The organism is Ruminococcus sp. RTP21484sp1_RTP21277st1_D2_RTP21277_210401 (assembly GCF_040924225.1).
Lineage (GTDB): Bacteria > Bacillota > Clostridia > Lachnospirales > Lachnospiraceae > Blautia_A > Blautia_A faecis.
The window spans coordinates 221,083-239,329 of the sequence record NZ_JBCOMJ010000002.1 but is presented as its reverse complement, the minus strand read 5'-3'; the positions used below and the strand labels follow the sequence as shown (position 1 = coordinate 239,329).

The 18,247-nt window shown below is 43.4% G+C and carries 14 protein-coding genes; all 14 read left to right on the top strand.

The window, feature by feature from the left end; genetic code table 11:
• The first annotated feature begins 212 nt into the window (after window positions 1–212).
• The 14 genes from AB5706_RS02235 (at window position 213) to AB5706_RS02170 (ending at window position 17,875) form a co-directional block, all read left to right on the top strand.
• Window positions 213–1,061: a class II fructose-bisphosphate aldolase gene (locus tag AB5706_RS02235; protein WP_118577759.1), complete on the top strand. Its 849-nt coding sequence runs from the start codon at window positions 213–215 to the stop codon at window positions 1,059–1,061.
• Between the two features lie 11 nt (window positions 1,062–1,072).
• A complete protein-coding gene (locus AB5706_RS02230; protein ID WP_173734870.1) occupies window positions 1,073–2,080 on the top strand; it encodes a LacI family DNA-binding transcriptional regulator in 1,008 nt (335 codons plus the stop codon).
• A complete protein-coding gene (gene xylB, locus AB5706_RS02225) occupies window positions 2,077–3,591 on the top strand; it encodes a xylulokinase (RefSeq protein ID WP_148461179.1) in 1,515 nt (504 codons plus the stop codon). Before AB5706_RS02230 ends, xylB begins: the two co-directional genes overlap by 4 nt.
• 14 nt (window positions 3,592–3,605) lie before the next feature.
• Window positions 3,606–4,655 (top strand): galactitol-1-phosphate 5-dehydrogenase, encoded by a 1,050-nt coding sequence (locus AB5706_RS02220; RefSeq protein ID WP_118577758.1) that lies wholly within the window; start codon window positions 3,606–3,608, stop codon window positions 4,653–4,655.
• Window positions 4,645–5,589: a 1-phosphofructokinase gene (pfkB, locus tag AB5706_RS02215; protein WP_368365704.1), complete on the top strand. Its 945-nt coding sequence runs from the start codon at window positions 4,645–4,647 to the stop codon at window positions 5,587–5,589. The genes AB5706_RS02220 and pfkB overlap by 11 nt, the downstream gene beginning before the upstream one ends.
• Before the next feature lie 88 nt (window positions 5,590–5,677).
• Complete coding sequence (locus AB5706_RS02210; RefSeq protein WP_118577756.1) at window positions 5,678–6,688, top strand: aldo/keto reductase; 1,011 nt, start codon at window positions 5,678–5,680, stop codon at window positions 6,686–6,688.
• A 423-nt stretch (window positions 6,689–7,111) separates the two neighbouring features.
• Complete coding sequence (locus AB5706_RS02205) at window positions 7,112–8,734, top strand: response regulator (RefSeq protein WP_368365703.1); 1,623 nt, start codon at window positions 7,112–7,114, stop codon at window positions 8,732–8,734.
• The gene (locus AB5706_RS02200; protein WP_368365702.1) at window positions 8,731–9,801 is read left to right on the top strand and encodes an FAD:protein FMN transferase; all 1,071 of its coding nucleotides are present in this window, start codon (window positions 8,731–8,733) and stop codon (window positions 9,799–9,801) included. Before AB5706_RS02205 ends, AB5706_RS02200 begins: the two co-directional genes overlap by 4 nt.
• Before the next feature lie 116 nt (window positions 9,802–9,917).
• On the top strand, window positions 9,918–11,732 hold the full coding sequence (locus AB5706_RS02195) for a sensor histidine kinase (RefSeq protein WP_368365701.1): 1,815 nt from the start codon (window positions 9,918–9,920) through the stop codon (window positions 11,730–11,732).
• Entirely contained in the window at window positions 11,719–12,705 is a 987-nt protein-coding gene (locus AB5706_RS02190) for a substrate-binding domain-containing protein (protein ID WP_226815126.1), read from the top strand. Before AB5706_RS02195 ends, AB5706_RS02190 begins: the two co-directional genes overlap by 14 nt.
• A gap of 380 nt (window positions 12,706–13,085) precedes the next feature.
• Window positions 13,086–14,063, top strand: a complete 978-nt coding sequence (locus tag AB5706_RS02185) for an ABC transporter permease (RefSeq protein ID WP_118577750.1) — start codon at window positions 13,086–13,088, stop codon at window positions 14,061–14,063.
• Window positions 14,064–14,083: 20 nt separating this feature from the next.
• On the top strand, window positions 14,084–15,595 hold the full coding sequence (locus AB5706_RS02180; protein WP_148461187.1) for a sugar ABC transporter ATP-binding protein: 1,512 nt from the start codon (window positions 14,084–14,086) through the stop codon (window positions 15,593–15,595).
• Window positions 15,596–15,605: 10 nt separating this feature from the next.
• Window positions 15,606–16,583 carry an ABC transporter permease gene (locus AB5706_RS02175; RefSeq protein WP_118577748.1) on the top strand — a complete coding sequence of 326 codons (978 nt, stop codon included), beginning with the start codon at window positions 15,606–15,608 and terminating at the stop codon, window positions 16,581–16,583.
• A gap of 179 nt (window positions 16,584–16,762) precedes the next feature.
• Window positions 16,763–17,875, top strand: coding sequence for a substrate-binding domain-containing protein (locus AB5706_RS02170; protein ID WP_173773161.1), 1,113 nt, complete (start codon window positions 16,763–16,765; stop codon window positions 17,873–17,875).
• Window positions 17,876–18,247 lie beyond the last annotated feature (372 nt).

Here is an 18,247-nt window from a genome sequence, read left to right as displayed (position 1 = left end):
CTGTTGATGGAAGCATTATACTACATTGGGACATTTTCCTTTATGGTATATTAGGACATTATCATAAATGGTTCATATTTACGCAAAAAGATGAAATATTTACTGTTGACAGAAATTTGGAAAAGAGTTAATATGAACTAAAACAGAAACGTTTCGGTTTCTCAAAAAACAGAAGATTCACGGCCTGTATCAGCAGGCAGAAGGAGGAGAATATGCCACTTGTTACATCTAAGGAAATGTTGTTGAAAGCTCAGCAGGGCGGTTACGCAGTGGGTGCATTTAATGCAGAGAATATGGAGATGGTGAAAGCGATCATTCAGGCAGCTGAGGAGTTGAAAGCACCTGTTATGATCCAGACTACTCCATCTACTATTAAATATGGCACTCTTGAGACCTATCAGGCAATCGTTGCAGCAGAAGCTGCAAAGGCTTCCGTTCCGGTTTGCCTGCACCTTGACCATGGCAGTAGTTTTGATCTTGCGATGAAGGCACTGAAGGCTGGATATACTTCCGTGATGATTGACGGTTCTAAGCTGGATTATGAAGGAAACATTGAGGTGAGCAAGAAGGTGGCTGACGTAGCAGCTTCTATGGGAATCCCATGCGAGGCAGAACTTGGTAAGGTAGGTGGTAAGGAAGACGACCTGGTTGCAGTTGCAGATACCAATACCGATCCACAGGAAGCCAGAGGATTTGTAGAGCGCACCGGCGTTACTTCTCTTGCGGTAGCAATCGGCACAGCACATGGCTTCTATGTGGGAACTCCTGTTCTTGATAAGGAGCGTTTAAGTGAAATTCGTGAAGTTGTAGATATTCCTCTGGTTCTTCATGGCGCTTCCGGCCTTAGCGATGAGGATGTTATGGATTGCGTAAAGAGAGGAATCTGTAAGGTTAATTTTGCCACCGAGCTTCGTGCAGCATACTCCAAGGCTGTCAGAGAGACACTTGAGGATGAGAAGGTATTTGATCCTAAGGCATATGGCAAGGCTGGAATTGCAGCTGTGAAAGAGCTTGTAATGGCCCGTATGAAAGTTTGCGGCTGTGACGGAAAGGCTGAGTAAGAGGCTGATTTATGGCAGCGACGATGAAAGATATTGCCAGACGGACAGGACTTGGTCTGGCAACGATTTCCTCTTATTTCAATGGGGGGAATGTAAGAGAGAAGAACCGTATCAAGATCGAAGAAGCCATCGAAGAATTACATTACGAAGTAAATGAAGTTGCCCGCGGTCTGAAGACCAATGCGACCAAGACAGTGGGGGTTGTGATTCCAGAGCTGAACAATGTTTTCTGCGCAGAAATCATCAGTGGAATGGAGGATATCCTCCGAAGCCATGGATATGCAGCGATTGTCTGTGACTGCAGAACAGATAAGAAGCTTGAAAAAGAAGCAGTGGATTTCCTTACCCGGAAACGTGTGGATGGAATTATCAATATGCCGGTAGATATGACTGGAGCCCATCTGAATGAATTTCAGAAAACAGGTAAACCCATTGTGCTTATCGACCGTATGATCCAGGGAATATCCTGCGACTGTGTGCTGGTGGATAATGTAAATGCAGCTGAGAAGGCTGTTGGCATGCTGGTAGAAGAACAGCATCAGAAGATTGGTCTGATCGGTGGACCGGATGAGGTATTCACTGCCAGACAGCGTATGTTAGGATATATGAAAGCACTTAAGGCTCATGGAATTGCGGTTGATGAAAAGCTGATCTGTCATGGTGATTACACGATCCAGGGAGGGGTTCAGGCAGTAGAAGAGCTGGTGAAAGAGAATCCGGATATGACAGCTGTTTTTGTGACGAACTATGAGATGACTATGGGGGCAGTGATCGGGCTTAATGAGATGGGGGTATCCATGCCAGAGGAGATTTCCCTGGTGGGATTTGACAATCTGCCTTTTGCCCGTGCATGCAGACCTGCACTTACCATTGTTTCACAGCCCACAGAGAAAATTGCAAGGGAAACAGCACAGATCATGCTGGAACGGCTTGAAGGAAGAGATGAGCTTCCTGACCATATTGTACGGAAACTTCAGACTGATATTTTTATGGGGAAATCCATAAGGAGACAAGGATGAGCAAAGACTATTTATTAGGAATTGATATTGGAACCAGCGCGTGCAAGGTTGCCATATTTAACAAGAACGGAAAGGTGATGGCTTCCGCCAATGGGGATTACCCTGTTTATTATCCTCATGAGGGATGGGCGCAGCAGAAGCCGGATGAATGGTGGCATGCGGTTTGCGGCGCTATTTGCGAATGCCTGGAGACAGGTAATATTTCAGGAGAGCAGATTGCCGGAGTGGGAATTGATGGGCAGAGCTGGTCGGCTATTGCCATTGACCATGAGGGAAATGTTCTGATAGATACACCTATCTGGATGGATACAAGAGCCCAGGAAATCTGCGACAGACTCAATAATGAAATCGGCAGTGAGAATATTTTCAATGTTGCAGGTAATTCTCTTCAGCCTTCTTATACCACAGCGAAGATTCTCTGGTATAAGGAGAATATGCCTGAAGTATATAATAAGATTTACAAGATCCTTCAATCAAACAGCTTTATTGCTTACAGACTGACTGGTGCCATCACACAGGATCTTTCACAGGGATATGGCCTGCATTGCTTTGATATGCGTACTGGTACCTGGGATGAAGTGATGTGTGAGAAACTGGGAATTCCTGTGGATTTTCTTCCGGAGATTGTTGCGTGCGATAAGGTAGTGGGAACTGTGACGGAAGAGGCGGCAGCCCAGAGTGGACTGACTGTCGGAACTCCTGTAGTGGCCGGCGGTCTGGATGCAGCCTGTGGGACACTTGGTGCAGGTGTGATCCATCCGGGGGAGACCCAGGAGCAGGGTGGACAGGCTGGTGGCATGAGCATCTGCACAGATACATACAAAGCAGATCCAAGTCTGATCTTAGGATATCACGTAGTGCCAGGCAAGTGGCTTCTTCAGGGAGGAACTACCGGAGGCGGCGGTGTCATGCGCTGGTTTGAGAGAGAATTTGCAGCTTATGAGAGGAGCCGCAAGGCGGATACCGGGAAATCCTCTCTGGAACAACTGAATGAAATTGCCGAGGCAGTACCAGCCGGAAGTGAAGGCGTTGTGTTCCTTCCCTATATGTCCGGGGAGAGATCCCCTGTCTGGAATCCATACGCCAAAGGCGTTTTCTATGGACTTGATTTTGCTAAGACCAAGGGACACATGGTAAGAGCCTGTATGGAGGGCGTAGCATTTTCCCTGCGCCATAATCTGGAGGTGGCTGAAGCAGCAGGTGCTAAAGCAGAAGTTCTTCGTGCTATGGGAGGTTCAGCCAATTCCCTTCTCTGGACTCAGATTAAGGCTGATGTGACAGGCAAGGCAGTGGTGGTCCCTGCTTCCGATACAGCAACCACATTAGGTGCTGCAATCCTGGCTGGCGTAGGAGTTGGATTTTATAAAGATTACGAGGAAGCGGTTTCCATGACAGTGAAAGAGACAAGACGCCATGAGCCCAATCCTGAGAATAAAGAAGTTTATAATAAGACATACCGTACATATAGGGATTTATATGAATCTCTGAAAGCTATGATGGTACGGAAGTAAGGAGGTATTTCAAGATGAAAGCAGCAGTTGTAGTTGCAAACGAGGATGTACAGTACCAGGAAATCGAAGAACCGCAGGCAAAACCAGGCTGGGTAAAGATTAAAGTAAAAGCTTCCGGCATTTGTGGCTCTGATGTTCCGCGAGTATTGAATCATGGTGTTCATTTTTATCCTATCGTTCTTGGACATGAGTTTTCTGGTGATGTAGTAGAAGTTGGCGAAGGGGTCACTAAGGTGAAAGTTGGCGACCGCGTTTCCGGGGCTCCGCTTCTTCCGTGCATGAAGTGTGATGATTGTCAGAATGGAAACTTCTCCTTATGTAAGCATTACAGTTTTATCGGTTCCAGGCAGCAGGGAAGTAATGCGGATTATGTAGTAATTCCAGAGCAGAATGCGATTCCTTTTGATCCGTCTATTTCCTATGAACAGGGTGCAATGTTCGAGCCATCCACAGTTGCTCTTCATGGACTCCTTCAGAATGATTATCAGGGCGGTCGCTGCGTAGCAATTTTAGGATGTGGAACAATTGGCATATTCACAATGCAGTGGGCAAAGATCTTTGGTTCCAAGAAGGTTGTCGTATTTGATATTAGTGAGGAACGCCTGGATCTTGCCATGAGAATGGGCGCAGATGCAGTTATCAATACAACCAAAGAGAATTATATGGAAGAGGCTATGGCAATTACCGGTGGTAAGGGCTATGAATATGTGTTTGAAACAGCCGGACAGGTTCCCACTATGCATATGGCATTTGAACTTGCTGCGAATAAGGCACACGTATGCTTCATTGGAACACCTCATGCAGATCTTACATTTACACCAAAGCAGTGGGAGAATATGAATCGTAAAGAATTTAAACTTACAGGCTCCTGGATGTCCTATAGTTCCCCGTTCCCAGGCAAAGAGTGGGATCTTACAGCTCATTATTTTGCAACCGGTCAGCTGAAATTTGATCCGGGATTTATTTATCGCAAAATGCCAATGAGTCAGGCTCAGGAAGCATTCCAGCTCTATAAGACACCTGGTCTTGTAAAGGGGAAGATTCTTCTGATGAATGAGGATTGAGCATATAATACTGACAGTAACATTAAATGCAGCCATTGATAAGCGGTATGTGGTAAATAACTTTAAGACTGGAGAAGTGAATCGTGTAAAGGAATGTACTTATGTTCCTGGTGGAAAAGGTCTGAATGTATCCAAGCCGGCTTCAATTTACGGAGCAGAGGTGACTGCCACAGGTTTTGTAGGTGGTTATGCAGGAGCTTATATTGAGAATGCATTGAAACCGTTTGGTATTAAAAGTGCTTTTTATCATGTAGCTGCAGAAAGCAGATCCTGTATTAATATCTGGGATGAAGTTAATAAAGTTCAGACAGAATTTCTGGAACCTGGGTTTACCCTTACAGAAGAGGATTTTGCCGGATTTGAGGAAAAATTCTGTAATCTTGTAAAAGAAGCGAAAGTAGTTGCAATGTCAGGAAGTGTTCCGAAAGGACTTGATGGAACTGCTTATCAGCGACTTATAAAGATTGTAAAAGAGGCAGGAATTCCGGTTATTCTGGATACCAGTGGCAAACTTCTTGAAATGGGAATTGAAGCAGCACCTACTATGATCAAGCCCAATATTGATGAAATCCGTATGCTCACAGGCAAGAAATGTGATAATATTCAGGATATTATAGATGCGGCGAAAGAGATTCATGCAAAAGGTGTGGAAATCGTAGCTGTTTCCCTGGGAGCTGACGGTTCTCTTGCAGTAGGTAATGGAGGAATTTTCCGTGCACTGGTTCCGAGAATAAATGCAGTGAACACAGTTGGGTGTGGAGATTCTATGATCGCAGGATTCGCACTGGGTTTATCCAGGAGACTTTCACTTCCTGAGACAATGAAACTGGCAAGTGCTATTTCAGCGGCAGCAGCCATGCGCGAGGAGACTGGATTTTTTGTGATGGAAGATATGGAAAAACTGCTTCCACAGATTGAGGTTACTAAATTATAAGAAAATGTAGTAAAAGATATTAAGCGAAAGTAAATTGCGTTGTAATTGAAAGCCATAGTGCAAAAGAAATGTTAAGGAGGATAAGAAAATGACAATGATTGATCCGGCAATTGTTCCGCAGAGAACACTTTATACTGGCGCTAAGATGCCAGCTGTTGGAATGGGTACTTTTGGAAGTGACCATGCAGATGCAGACGCAGTTTCTGCTTCTGTTGCAGGTGCACTTCGCGTAGGTTACCGTTCTTTTGATTGTGCTGCATGTTACGGAAATGAAGATATGATCGGAAAGATTTTCGCAGATGCATTTGCAGAAGGTATTGTAAAAAGAGAAGAACTTTTTATTGCCTCCAAAGTATGGAACGATATGCATGGTGACGGAGATGTACTGATTGCCTGTGCGAAGACCTTAAAGGATCTGAAGCTTGACTATCTGGATATGTATTATGTTCACTGGCCATTCCCGAACTATCATGCACCACATTGTGATGTGGATTCCAGAAATCCTGATTCCAAACCGTTTACAGTAGAGCGCTTTATGAAAACCTGGCGCCAGATGGAGCGCCTGGTAGATATGGGTCTGACGAAACATATCGGTATGTCTAATATGACAATCCCGAAACTGGAGGCAGTACTTCCACTTTGCAGAATTAAACCAGCTGCGATCGAGATGGAGCTTCATCCATGCTTCCAGCAGCCGGAGCTGTTTGATTATTGCAGAGCGCATGGTATTGAAGTGGTAGGATTCTGCCCAATTGGTTCTCCTGAACGTCCGGAACGTGATAAAATGCCAGAAGATATTGCGGATATTGAACTGCCAGAGCTGAAAGCAATTGCAGCGGCACATGGTGTACATCCAGCAGTTATCTGCATTAAATGGGCTGTACAGAGAGGTGCTTCCCCAATTCCATTCTCTTTGAAAGAGAAGAATTACACCATGAATCTGAAATGTGTCACGGAAGATCCTCTGACAGAAGAAGAGATGGAAACCATCCGTTCCCTTGATAAGAATAACCGTCTGATCAAAGGCCATGTATTCCTGTGGGAAGGTGCAAAGGACTGGCACGATCTCTGGGATGAGGATGGAGTGATTGTAAAATAATGGTTATAATTTCAAAGCTTCTTTGAATATCTTACACAGCAGAAAAGCTGCAGGGTTTATAATGCTTATAACTTTGCAGCTTTTTTGTTACCAGTAAACAGTAACAGTAACCAAACAGTTACTGTTCACTGGTAACGTTCCGCGAGGCGTTTTTTGTGAACAAAGTTCACAGAAAACCCGAGAATTGCGGCGCGAAATCATGCGAATGCATGATTTCTGTGCATCGCGAAGCGCGTTACTGTGAACGGAGTGAACAGTAACACACCAAACACACTCTGGAATTGTTTGTTTAGTTTGCATGATTTTATGGTATGTGATAATATAATATTTAGCTGAAATTAATAGAATACCATGTGCAAACAGGCATCGGGGGGGGGGAGCCGATGAGGTACATGCTGTGTATAGAAAGGGAAAGCGAAAACTATGTATCGAATTTTACTTGTAGATGATGAGATCCTGGTACGTGACGCCATAAAGGAGAATATTGACTGGAAGTCCATGGATTGCCAGCTTGTAGGAGACTGCGAAAACGGAAAGCAGGCAGCAGATTTTGTGAAGAGCCATCCGGTAGATATTGTTCTCACAGATATTTTGATGCCGTATATGGATGGAATGGAACTGAGCCATTTTCTGCATGATAATTACCCGGAGATCGTAATTGTGATCTTCAGTGGCTTCGGGGAATTTGAATATGCAAAGAAAGCAATTCAGTATAATGTAAGCGAATACATGCTGAAGCCGGTAACTGCTATGGAGCTTAGGGAAGTTATTGGCAAAATGAAAGAAAAAGTAGATCAGCAGAGAAAAGAAAAGAAGAAAATAGAATCCCTCACAAAGACATCTCAGGATTATCACAAAAATGCTCTGGTGATTCGTTCGAAAGCGATTGAATCTCTGGTAAGCTGTACGCGGGATGTGCAGGAGAGCCTGGAGGAATTGTCTGGAATGGGAATTAATCTGGAGGCAGCATCTTATCGGGTTGCGTTATTTGACATGGATCTGTTTTCCGATATTCATCAGATTGATATGGAAAAACGCCAGGAGAGCGCATTAATGGCTTTTGTTTTATTTAATGTTGCAGATGAGATCGTGACAGATCGTAATGCAGGAATTGCCTATCAGGAAGGAAATAACCGGGTGTGTATCCTCTTTATGGGAAACCGCAGCAGGGAGTTTTCCAGAGAAATACAGGAAATCTGTCAGGAAATCCAGAAAAAAGTAAAAGAAGTGATCGGCATTGAAGCTTCAGCAGGAATTGGGGGCTGGGTAAGGAATCCCGGAGATACGATCCAGTCTCATAACCAGGCTGAGAAGGCTATTGAACTGCGCTATTTACTGGGCGGAAATCTGCTCATTGACACAGAAACATTGAATCCGGAGAGAAGTATTTCTTTGCAGCAGCCATTAAGCGATATGGTAGATGGAATCAAGAAAGGCAATGAAGCTGAGATGAATCAGGCTCTTTCTGTTATGAAATCTGAGATCAAAAAGGCCAGAGTGGATAAAAGTCAGGCCTGTGTCTGCCTTCAGATGATTCTGCGCCATGCAGGAAGCTGCTGGGAAGCTCTTTCTTCCGAGAATGAAGATCTGTTCCACAAAAGAGAAATTCTCATGGGACAGGTAACCGAACAGAAAACTTTTAAGGAAGCCTTTAAAATGGCAGAGGACTATGTTCACGAGGTATTCGAAAGGTGCTCTTCCCTGAACAGCTCCAGCGGTCAGAAGCAGGCGGTACTTGCTATGGAATATATTCGCCAGCATTACAATGAGCCGGAATTAGGATTGAATGATATCTGCTCCTATCTGAATATTGGTACAAGCTATTTCAGTACTATTTTTAAGGAAGCCACAGGAGGCACTTTCCTGGAATTCCTCAGTAAGACCCGTATGGAAAAGGCAAAGGAACTCCTGGAACAGACTGCACTTAAGAACTATGAGATTGCGGAGAAGGTGGGCTTTTCAGATCCCCATTATTTTGGAATTTCTTTTAAGAAAATGACAGGTAAGACTCCTACCGAGTATGCAAGGGAAAAAAGATCCTTATGAAAAGAAAAGTACTGACGGCAGCCGGCATATGTATTGGAATTTTGATTCTTACAGAAGGCAGCAGGTATTTTGTTCAGAATCAGAAATGCCAGAAGCAGCTGTTTGCGATGGACACCTATATGGAGTTTACCGCATATGGTAAAAACAGCGAAAAAGCTGTAGATGCAGCTATAGAAGAAGTACAGAAACTGGATGCGATGTTATCAGCAGAAAACAGTAAAAGTGAAGTATATGCCTTAAACGAACAGGGAAATCTGCAGGCAACAGATGATCTGGCAGAACTGATCCTCCGGGGAAAAGAGATTTATCAGGAGACAGACGGACTTTTTGACGATACGATTTATCCGGTGATGAAGCTATGGGGATTTCCCACAGGTAATTATCATGTGCCTACAGCTGCAGAAGTACAAAAAAAACTGGCACTGGTGGATGGAAATAAAGTAGAAATACAGACCCGGGACTCTGATGAAAAGGGCAGGGACAGCAAAGAAAAAGCAAAGTTTGTAACGCTTGGAGCAGATCAGCAGATTGATTTTGGAGGAATTGCAAAAGGATATACAGGTCAGAAGCTGGCAGAGCTTTTTCAGGAATATGGCGTTTCTTCCGCATTGGTTTCTCTTGGAGGAAACATTCAGGCGATAGGGACGAAGCCAGACGGCAGCAGCTGGAAAGTGGGAATACGTGATCCAAAAGGCGGACAGCAGGATTATATTGGTGTTTTATCTGTGGAAAATCAGGCCGTAATTACTTCTGGCGGTTATGAGCGGTATTTTGAAGAAGATGGGAAGACCTATATTCATATCATCAATCCCAGGACAGGATATCCGGCAGATGGAGATCTGCTGTCTGTGACAATCGTATCAAGGGATGGTACACTTGCAGATGGAATGTCCACGGCTCTTTATATCATGGGTTATGAGAAAGCTTGTCAATTCTGGCGGCAGCACAGGGAAGAATTCAATGTGATCCTGGTGACAGATGATGGGAAGATTCATATTTCAGAGAATCTTAAGGGAAATTTTCAGACAGAGTGGGAGCTGGAAATGATTGAATCCGGAAGTGAATAATTGCAGCTATAAAAAGATTTGCTGCCAGCAGGTGGATTATTTCTACAGAAATCAGTGATGAAAGATATGAAAAATAAAAAGTTAAATGAATGAGAAAACGCAAGGGAGAGCAGCCTATGAATAAAAACAAAAGAGAACGAAAATTTCTTAAAGGCTTTAAAAGTATTCAAAGCACTATATTTGCGGCTGTTTCTGTTCTGGTTCTCTGTGCGGTGCTTGCAGCGACTGCAGTATCAGTAAGATATACGAATTCTACAGTTTATGAGAACTCTGCCATTTATACCCAGACCATTATACATCAGCTGAATCAGAATGTTGATTCGTATATTACATATATGGATAATATTGCCTCAGTTATTGCAAAAAGCCAGGATGCGTATCAGCTTTTGTACCAGCGTATCGGTGAGGATGAGGCTGTAAAAGAAGGGCACAGGAAGCGTCTCCAGGAACAATTCAGTACGATATTGAAAGGACGTGATGACATCTGCAACATTGGAATCGTGCAAAAAGATGGGGTTATGCTTATAAACAGCGGATATCAGGCTACCAATCCGGATCTGGATCTTTCCACTCAGGAGTGGTACACCAATGCAGTAGATAATTATAATCAGTATTGTCTCAGTTCTTCCCATGTCCAGCATGTGATTAAGGACCAGCGTCCGTGGGTGATTACATTAAGCCGCGAAGTCCATAATTTCTATGGCACGGGAAACAGTGACGGTGTTGTATTTATTGACTTGAATTATAGCGCCATCAGTGAGCTCTGCGACCAGAACAGCATTGGGGATAAGGGATATGTATTTATTCTGGATCAGGATGGGAACATCGTTTATCATCCAAGCCAGCAGCAGCTGTATAATGAGCTTCAGACGGAGAACATTGATATTGTTATGAATGCCGACACAGATACGGTAGTAACAGGAGAGGGAGATGACGAAAAAATCTATACACTTGCCCGCTCAGAGATAACTGGCTGGACGATTGTTGGCTGCATGAATATGGCAGAGCTTTTAAAGAGCAGCAAAGAGGCCAATAACATATATGTAATGACGGCCATTGTACTGGTTGTGATCGCCATGCTTATTTCCAGCTTTATTGCCAGAAGCATAACTCTTCCGATTCAGAAGCTTCGTGATTCTATGGAAAGGGTTCAGGAAGGAGATTTCAAGGCAGCAGATGATCTGGTTATACCTTCCCAGAATGAAATTGGAAGTCTTACCACATCATTCAATGTGATGACCCATAAGATTGAAGATCTGATGGCACAGAATGTCCACGAACAGGAACTGAAGCGAAAGAGCGAACTGAAAGCTCTTCAGTCCCAGATCAATCCCCACTTTCTTTATAATACGCTGGATTCCATTATCTGGATGGCAGAAGGAAAGAAATATGAAGATGTAGTACTGATGACCGCTTCTCTGGCACGGCTTTTGCGGCAAAGTATCAGCAACGAAGATGAAACGGTCCTCATCGGCCAGGAAATCCAGTATGTAAAGAGTTATCTCACCATTCAGAAAATGCGCTATAAGGATAAACTGGAATTTGAGATCAATGTGGATCCATCTATTAATAGTGTGCATATAGTGAAGCTTGTACTTCAGCCAATTGTGGAAAATGCAATTTATCATGGTCTTAAATATAAGGAATCAAAAGGGATGCTTACTGTTAACGGATACCAGAAAGATGGAAATGCAGTTATCGAAATAGCAGATGACGGTGTGGGAATGGATGAGGAGACCCTGAACCGGATTTTTGAGAAGCATAAAGTCAATTATCGTTCTAATGGTGTCGGTGTATACAATGTTCAAAGACGTCTCTGTATGTACTATGGAAAGGAATATGGTCTGAGCTATAAAAGTGAAAAAGGAAAAGGTACGACTGTTACAGTGGTAATTCCGATCGAGCAGGAGGAACATCATGAAAAAGCGTAAACAATGGCTTATGCTTGTATGCATAGCGCTGGCGGTGTGTCTGGTTTCCGGAGGAATGCTTTATATTCGTCAAAAAAATAATAACAAAAAGTGGTCATTAATTTACATACCGAAAACAGAGGATGGAACCAATGACTTCTGGACCTCCCTGATTTCCGGGACAAGAATGGCGGCGCAGGAATGCGGTGCAGAACTGGAAGTGCTGGCACCGGAGAGAGAACAGGATGTGGAGGTACAGAATAAACTTCTGGAAGAGGCCATTGAGAAAAATCCGGATGCAATATTATTTTCCCCTTCCAGCTTTGATGCTTCCGATGAATTATTGCAGGAGGCAAAAGATAAGGGAATCAAGATCACATTTATAGATTCCTATACAGAAAGCAATATTCAGGATATGACAGTTGCCACAGATAATCTGGAAGCAGGAAAGCAGCTGGGGGAATATGCCAGAACTTTTTTAAATAAGGATTCCCAGATTGCAATTGTAAGCCATGTAAAAGGTGTTTCCACCGCAATCGAAAGAGAACAGGGCTTTCGGGAAGGTCTGGGGGATTATAACAAGAATGTTGTAGACGTAGTATATTGTAATTCCCAGTTTGATAAAGCTTCACAGCTTACAGAAGAACTGATGGAGAAATATCCGAATCTTGAAATGATTGCAGGAATGAATGAATATTCCTCTGTAGGCGCAGCACGGGCGGTACAGAAACATGATATGGAAGACCAAATCCAGGTAGTGGGGGTAGACAGCTCCCAGGAAGCAGTCCAGCTTATGGAAAAGGGTGTCTTCAAGGGAATTGTTGTGCAGAAAGCGTTTAAGATGGGCTATCTGGGTGTAACGGAGACTGTGCGTATGCTGCAGGGCAAACCTTACGATGAGAATGTAAATTCCGGCTGTCAGCTTGTAACTCCGGAGAATATGTATTCCAGCGAAATCGAAAAGCTGATCTTCCCATTTAATACCATAAAATAGACTTTGTAGCTGTTCTGTATCTTCACAGCTGCACGTTTTGCGGAAGAGTTACCCGATTTATGCTGTACCAGATCTTTTTAATATACTCTGTCAGATAAAATGAGACCTCAGGTTCGATCCTTTTGCGTTTCTTACGTATGAAAAGGATTGAATTTGAGGTTTTTTGATTTTACATGGTAAAGTGTTAGTGCATATTTCACATAAAAGGTTAAAAATTTATGACCATACCGTAAATATTTAACCTTTTTCTGGAAAATATTCTATTACAATTGTGCAGAATTCAAGGTATTATATAGAAAACGCAGAGAGTGCAAAAAGTTATTGCTCAGGAAGAGTGAGGTAAACCTGGACAATAACAAAAAATCAAGGAGGGTGAAAAGTTGGAAAAGTTAAAACAAAATCCAATTGTGAAAAAGCTCGGCCTGAACAGAATCATGCTTGTCTGTATTCTTGTTCTTATGTTCGTAGTTTTCAAGGTAGTACTCGGAAGTAAATTCCCTGTTGGCGACAGTATCAAATCTACTTTGAACTATGTATACTTCCTGGGCTTTTTATCACTTGGAGTAACATTTGTAATTGCTACAGGAGGAATTGATTTCTCCATCGGACCGGTTATGTTCTGCTGTGCACTGGTTTCCGGTTACTGCATGACTTCTTATGGAGTTCCTTGTGCAGCTGCCATGGTTCTGTGTGTGCTCATTGGTCTTGCATTTGGTATATTTAATGGATGGCTGGTTTCTTATATGTCAGTTCCGCCATTTATCGTATCCATGGCTTCCATGAACATTGCAAAAGGTATTGCTTCTGTATTTACCAAGACACAGTCAGTCAGCTGGCCGCAGAGTTCTGATCCGGTAAACGGATGGTTCCGTAATATCGCATCTTATAATGGATTCCCGGTTGGTCTTGTGATCTTCCTTGGAATGGCAGTGGTTTGCGGTATTGTTCTTTACAATACAAAGCCAGGACGTTATATCCTTTGTCTTGGATCTAACAGCGAGGCAGTTCGTCTTTCTGGTGTCAATACCAGAAAATGGAGAATGCTTGCATATGTGATCTGTGGATTCCTGGTAGGAATCGGAGCACTGTTCTTTGTAGCTACTTATACAACCGTTCAGCCAGGATATGGCGATCAGTATAACAACGAGGCAATTGCAGGCTGTGTAATGGGTGGTACATCCATGGTTGGTGGACTTGCTTCCATCGGCGGTACTGTAATCGGTGTATTTATCATCTCTCTTCTTCAGCAGGGAATCATGGCATTTGGTCTTGGCAAAGGACAGCAGATGATTATTACAGGTATCATTGTTATTGTAGCAGTTTACGCTGACGTTTCTGCAAGACGCAGAAAGAACTGATCATAAGGGAGGATTCGATAATGGGTGAAGTTATTTTAACTATGAAGGATATTGATAAGTCCTTTCCTGGAGTTCATGCCCTGGATCATGTTAATTTCGAAGTGAAACGCGGTGAAGTACATGCACTTATGGGAGAGAACGGAGCCGGAAAGTCCACACTGATGAAGGTGCTTACCGGTATTTACCAGAAGGATTCCGGAACAATTACATATAAAGGCAAAGAGACAGAATTTCACAATACCCGTGAAGCTCAGGATGCCGGAGTGGTAATCGTACATCAGGAATTAAATATGATCGGAGATCTGACTGTTGCACAGAACATCTTTATCGGACGTGAACCGAAGAAGGGAATCCGTGTAGACGACAAGAAGATGATTGAAGATTCCAGGAAATTATTTCAGGATCTGAATATTGAAATCGATCCGAGAGAAAAAATGAGTAATCTTACTGTTGGTAAGCAGCAGATGTGTGAGATTGCAAAGGCTATTTCCCACAAAGCTGAGGTAATCATTTTTGATGAGCCGTCAGCAGCTCTTACTGAGAAGGAGATTGCGGATTTATTTGAAATCATCAAAGACCTTCGTAAGAAGAATCTTGGTATTGTATACATCTCACACCGTATGGATGAGATCAAGGTCATCACAGACCGTGTAACTGTCATGCGAGATGGTGGCTATGTTGGAACCCTGATCACAGCTGACAGTACAAAAGAAGATATTATCAACATGATGGTTGGTCGTGTTATTTACGAAGATCCGAAGGATCATAGCATGGTTGCCCCAGATGCTCCGGTTGTTTTGAAGGTAGAGCATCTGAATGCAGGCAAGATGGTTCAGGATGTAAGCTTCGAGCTTCGTAAAGGAGAAATCCTTGGCTTCTCAGGACTGATGGGAGCAGGACGTACCGAGACAGCCAGAGCACTGTTTGGGGCAGATCCGAAACAGAGCGGTAAGATTTCCATTATGGGTAAAGATGGACAGCTCCATGAAGTAACCATCAACAGCCCACAGGATGCTGTTAAATATGGTATCGGTTATCTGTCTGAGGACAGAAGAAGATATGGAGTTGTTGTTCAGAAATCTGTAACAGAGAACACAACCCTGGCTACCATGGAAGAATATTGCAACGGTTTATTCATCAACAAAGCCAAAGAGAAAAAAGTTACAGAGAGATATGTGAAAGAGCTTGCAACCAAGACTCCTTCTACAGACCAGCTGGTAGTGAATCTTTCCGGTGGTAACCAGCAGAAGGTAGTTATTGCAAAATGGCTTACCCGTGACAGTGAGATCCTGATCTTCGATGAGCCTACAAGAGGTATCGACGTTGGTGCGAAGAACGAGATCTACAAGTTAATGAGCAAGCTTGCAGCAGAAGGAAAATCTATTATTATGATTTCCTCTGAAATGACCGAGATTCTCCGAATGAGTGACCGAATCATCGTTATGTGTGAAGGTAAGGTAACAGGAAATATTGATATTTCTGAAGCTACACAGGAACACATCATGAATAAGGCGACACGGAATATCGATTAAGGAGGACGTCATGACTAAGAAGAAAAAAAGTATTTTAAGTGATCAGAGATTTATTGTTTTGCTGGTTATCATTGCACTGTCTGCTGTTTTCTCCTTTATGAGTAAGGAGTTCAGACAGTACACCACAATCCTGAGTATGCTGGATTTCTCATATTATGACCTTCTGATGGCAATCGGTGTTACATTCCCGCTTATCACAGGCGGTGTAGACCTGTCAATCGGAACTGGTATGGTATGTTACGCATTGATCGGCGGAACACTTGTAAGAAGCAACAATGTTCCAGTAGTAGTAGCAATGCTGCTCTGTGTAGTGCTTGGAATTGCAATCGGCGCATTGAACGGTGTTCTCATTGGTATCATGAACCTGCCGCCATTCCTTGCTACTCTTTGTACCTGTATGATTACCCGTGGTGCTGGTTCTCTTTGCAGTGCTACACCATGGCCAACACTGAATCAGCCAGGCGGATGGTTCCATTCCATCTTTAAACTGACAATCGGACAGGGAAGAAGCGCTTCCCGTTACCCGCTCGGTTTCCTTTGGATGATCCTTCTGGTAATCCTGATGGAGTTCGTTCTGAATCATACAAAATTCGGACGTTACACCATCGCAATCGGTTCCAACAAAGAAGCAGCAGCTCTTTCCGGAATCAATGTTAAGTTTTACCATGTAATGGTATACGTAGTTTGCGGTCTGTTTACCGGACTTGCAGCTATCGCATACGCAGCAGTAACTCCTACTGTACAGCCTGGTACTGGTGCTGGACTTGAGATGGACGCAATCGGCGGTGTATTCGTTGGTGGTGTTGCAGCTTCCGGTGGTTATGGATCTGTAGTAGGAACTCTGGTAGGTATTTTCGTAATCATGCTGTTAAAGACCGGTCTTCCATATGTCGGTCTGCAGGCAAACTGGCAGCAGATCATCACAGGTGTTGTATTGATCGTTGCAGTATTGATCGATATCCTGAAAGAGAAAAAAAGTGCACACTAATAACTGAAACATACAGGCTGGCTTACAGACAGTCAGCCTGAAGAAAAGCAGAATTCTGTTTATAAGCAGAACAGCTGGTAAACAGCAACAATTTCATAACGGATGTGAAGCGTCGGAGAGTGTAGCGACGTATCATCATAAAAAACTATATAATTTTTATTTCAAGGAGGAAGTAGTAAATGAAAGCAAAGAAAGTTATGGCATTAGTACTCTGTGCAGCAATGGTATCTGGTTTAGCAGCAACAACTGTTATGGCAGCTCCGGAAGATCAGTTTGAAGGACTTACAGCTAACGAAGCTTATGAATTCCCTATGATGGTTAAATCTTTCCAGTCTACATACTGGGAAGCAGCTATGAAAGGTATGGACAAAGCAGCTGAAGAATTAGGTGTTACCTATACAGCACAGGGACCAAACAGTGAGTCCGATATCGCTGACCAGGTTAACATGATCAATACAGCTATCGCAGCTAATCCTGTTGGATTAGGACTTGCAGCTTGCGATACATCTTCTGTTCAGGAAGCTCTTCAGACATGTGTTGACAAAGGAATCCCGGTTGTTACATTTGATACAGGTATCGCTGATGCTCCGGAAGGATCTGTAGTTTGCGAAGTCTGCACAGACAACAATCAGGCTGGTTCTGTAGCAGCTGAGAACATGTATCCGGCAATCAAAGACGTTATCGCTAATGCTGACGGACAGGTTATCATCGGTGAGGTTAATCAGGATGCTACAGCTCTTAACATCCAGCAGCGTGGTACAGGATTCATCAATAAGATGATCGAGCTGATTAAAGCTGATGGAAAAACAGTAGCAGTTAAAGGTAATGAGTTCTATGTAAACGCAGCAGAAGGTGCTGACGCTGAAGAAGCTGACGCAGACGTTGTTATCCAGGTTGCAGTTCCGGCACAGACAACTGTAGAGCTTTGCTCCACAGAGGCTCAGGCTATCCTTTCCCAGGAAAACTGTATCGCAATTTTCGGTTCCAACCAGGTTGCAGCAGAGGGTGTTCTTGCAGCTAACGCTAACCTGAACGTTCTTGGTTCTGACGCAGCTAACGGCGACGTTATCGGTGTTGGTTTCGACGCTGGTTCTATCATTAAAGCAGCTGTAACAGATGGCACATTCCTTGGTGCAGTTACACAGTCTCCTCTGATGATGGGATATTATGCAATCTACGCTCTGACAGCAGCTGCTAACGGAGCTGAGCTTGAGGATGTTCCTACAGCTGGTTACTGGTATGATTCTACAAACATCGACGATGAAAACATCGCTCCAAACCTTTACGACTAATTAAAAAGTAAAGAGACGACACAACGTCCAATGTTTGCAGGTTTATAAACTGTGAATGAAACAGACCCCTGGGGCATTGCCCCGGGGGTTTTCTGGGTGAAAGAGGAATTATTGCAGCACGGAAAATATTGTCACTATCTTCCGGATACTTTATGTGAGAGGTTTTTGGTGAATATAGTGGACAGAACATTCTGGTTGCAAATAAGGACACTTTTTTAGACAAACAAGGTTCTTATTTATTGATGGATATTATAGTACTATGATATCATCAATTAGAAAGGCAGCTGTGTGAGGAACATCAGGATTTGTACGTTATTGTTTATGGAAAATGTTCGATGCGACATTTGTGTGTGACAATAAGACAGGAACCTT

Bases quoted from the DNA above. Each gene is read 5' to 3' on its own strand.
- AB5706_RS02235 (WP_118577759.1), top strand. From the start codon at position 213: ATGCCACTTGTTACATCTAAGGAAATGTTGTTGAAAGCTCAGCAGGGC.
- AB5706_RS02230 (WP_173734870.1), top strand. From the start codon at position 1,073: ATGGCAGCGACGATGAAAGATATTGCCAGACGGACAGGACTTGGTCTG.
- xylB (WP_148461179.1), top strand. From the start codon at position 2,077: ATGAGCAAAGACTATTTATTAGGAATTGATATTGGAACCAGCGCGTGC.
- AB5706_RS02220 (WP_118577758.1), top strand. From the start codon at position 3,606: ATGAAAGCAGCAGTTGTAGTTGCAAACGAGGATGTACAGTACCAGGAA.
- pfkB (WP_368365704.1), top strand. From the start codon at position 4,645: ATGAGGATTGAGCATATAATACTGACAGTAACATTAAATGCAGCCATT.
- AB5706_RS02210 (WP_118577756.1), top strand. From the start codon at position 5,678: ATGACAATGATTGATCCGGCAATTGTTCCGCAGAGAACACTTTATACT.
- AB5706_RS02205 (WP_368365703.1), top strand. From the start codon at position 7,112: ATGTATCGAATTTTACTTGTAGATGATGAGATCCTGGTACGTGACGCC.
- AB5706_RS02200 (WP_368365702.1), top strand. From the start codon at position 8,731: ATGAAAAGAAAAGTACTGACGGCAGCCGGCATATGTATTGGAATTTTG.
- AB5706_RS02195 (WP_368365701.1), top strand. From the start codon at position 9,918: ATGAATAAAAACAAAAGAGAACGAAAATTTCTTAAAGGCTTTAAAAGT.
- AB5706_RS02190 (WP_226815126.1), top strand. From the start codon at position 11,719: ATGAAAAAGCGTAAACAATGGCTTATGCTTGTATGCATAGCGCTGGCG.
- AB5706_RS02180 (WP_148461187.1), top strand. From the start codon at position 14,084: ATGGGTGAAGTTATTTTAACTATGAAGGATATTGATAAGTCCTTTCCT.
- AB5706_RS02175 (WP_118577748.1), top strand. From the start codon at position 15,606: ATGACTAAGAAGAAAAAAAGTATTTTAAGTGATCAGAGATTTATTGTT.
- AB5706_RS02170 (WP_173773161.1), top strand. From the start codon at position 16,763: ATGAAAGCAAAGAAAGTTATGGCATTAGTACTCTGTGCAGCAATGGTA.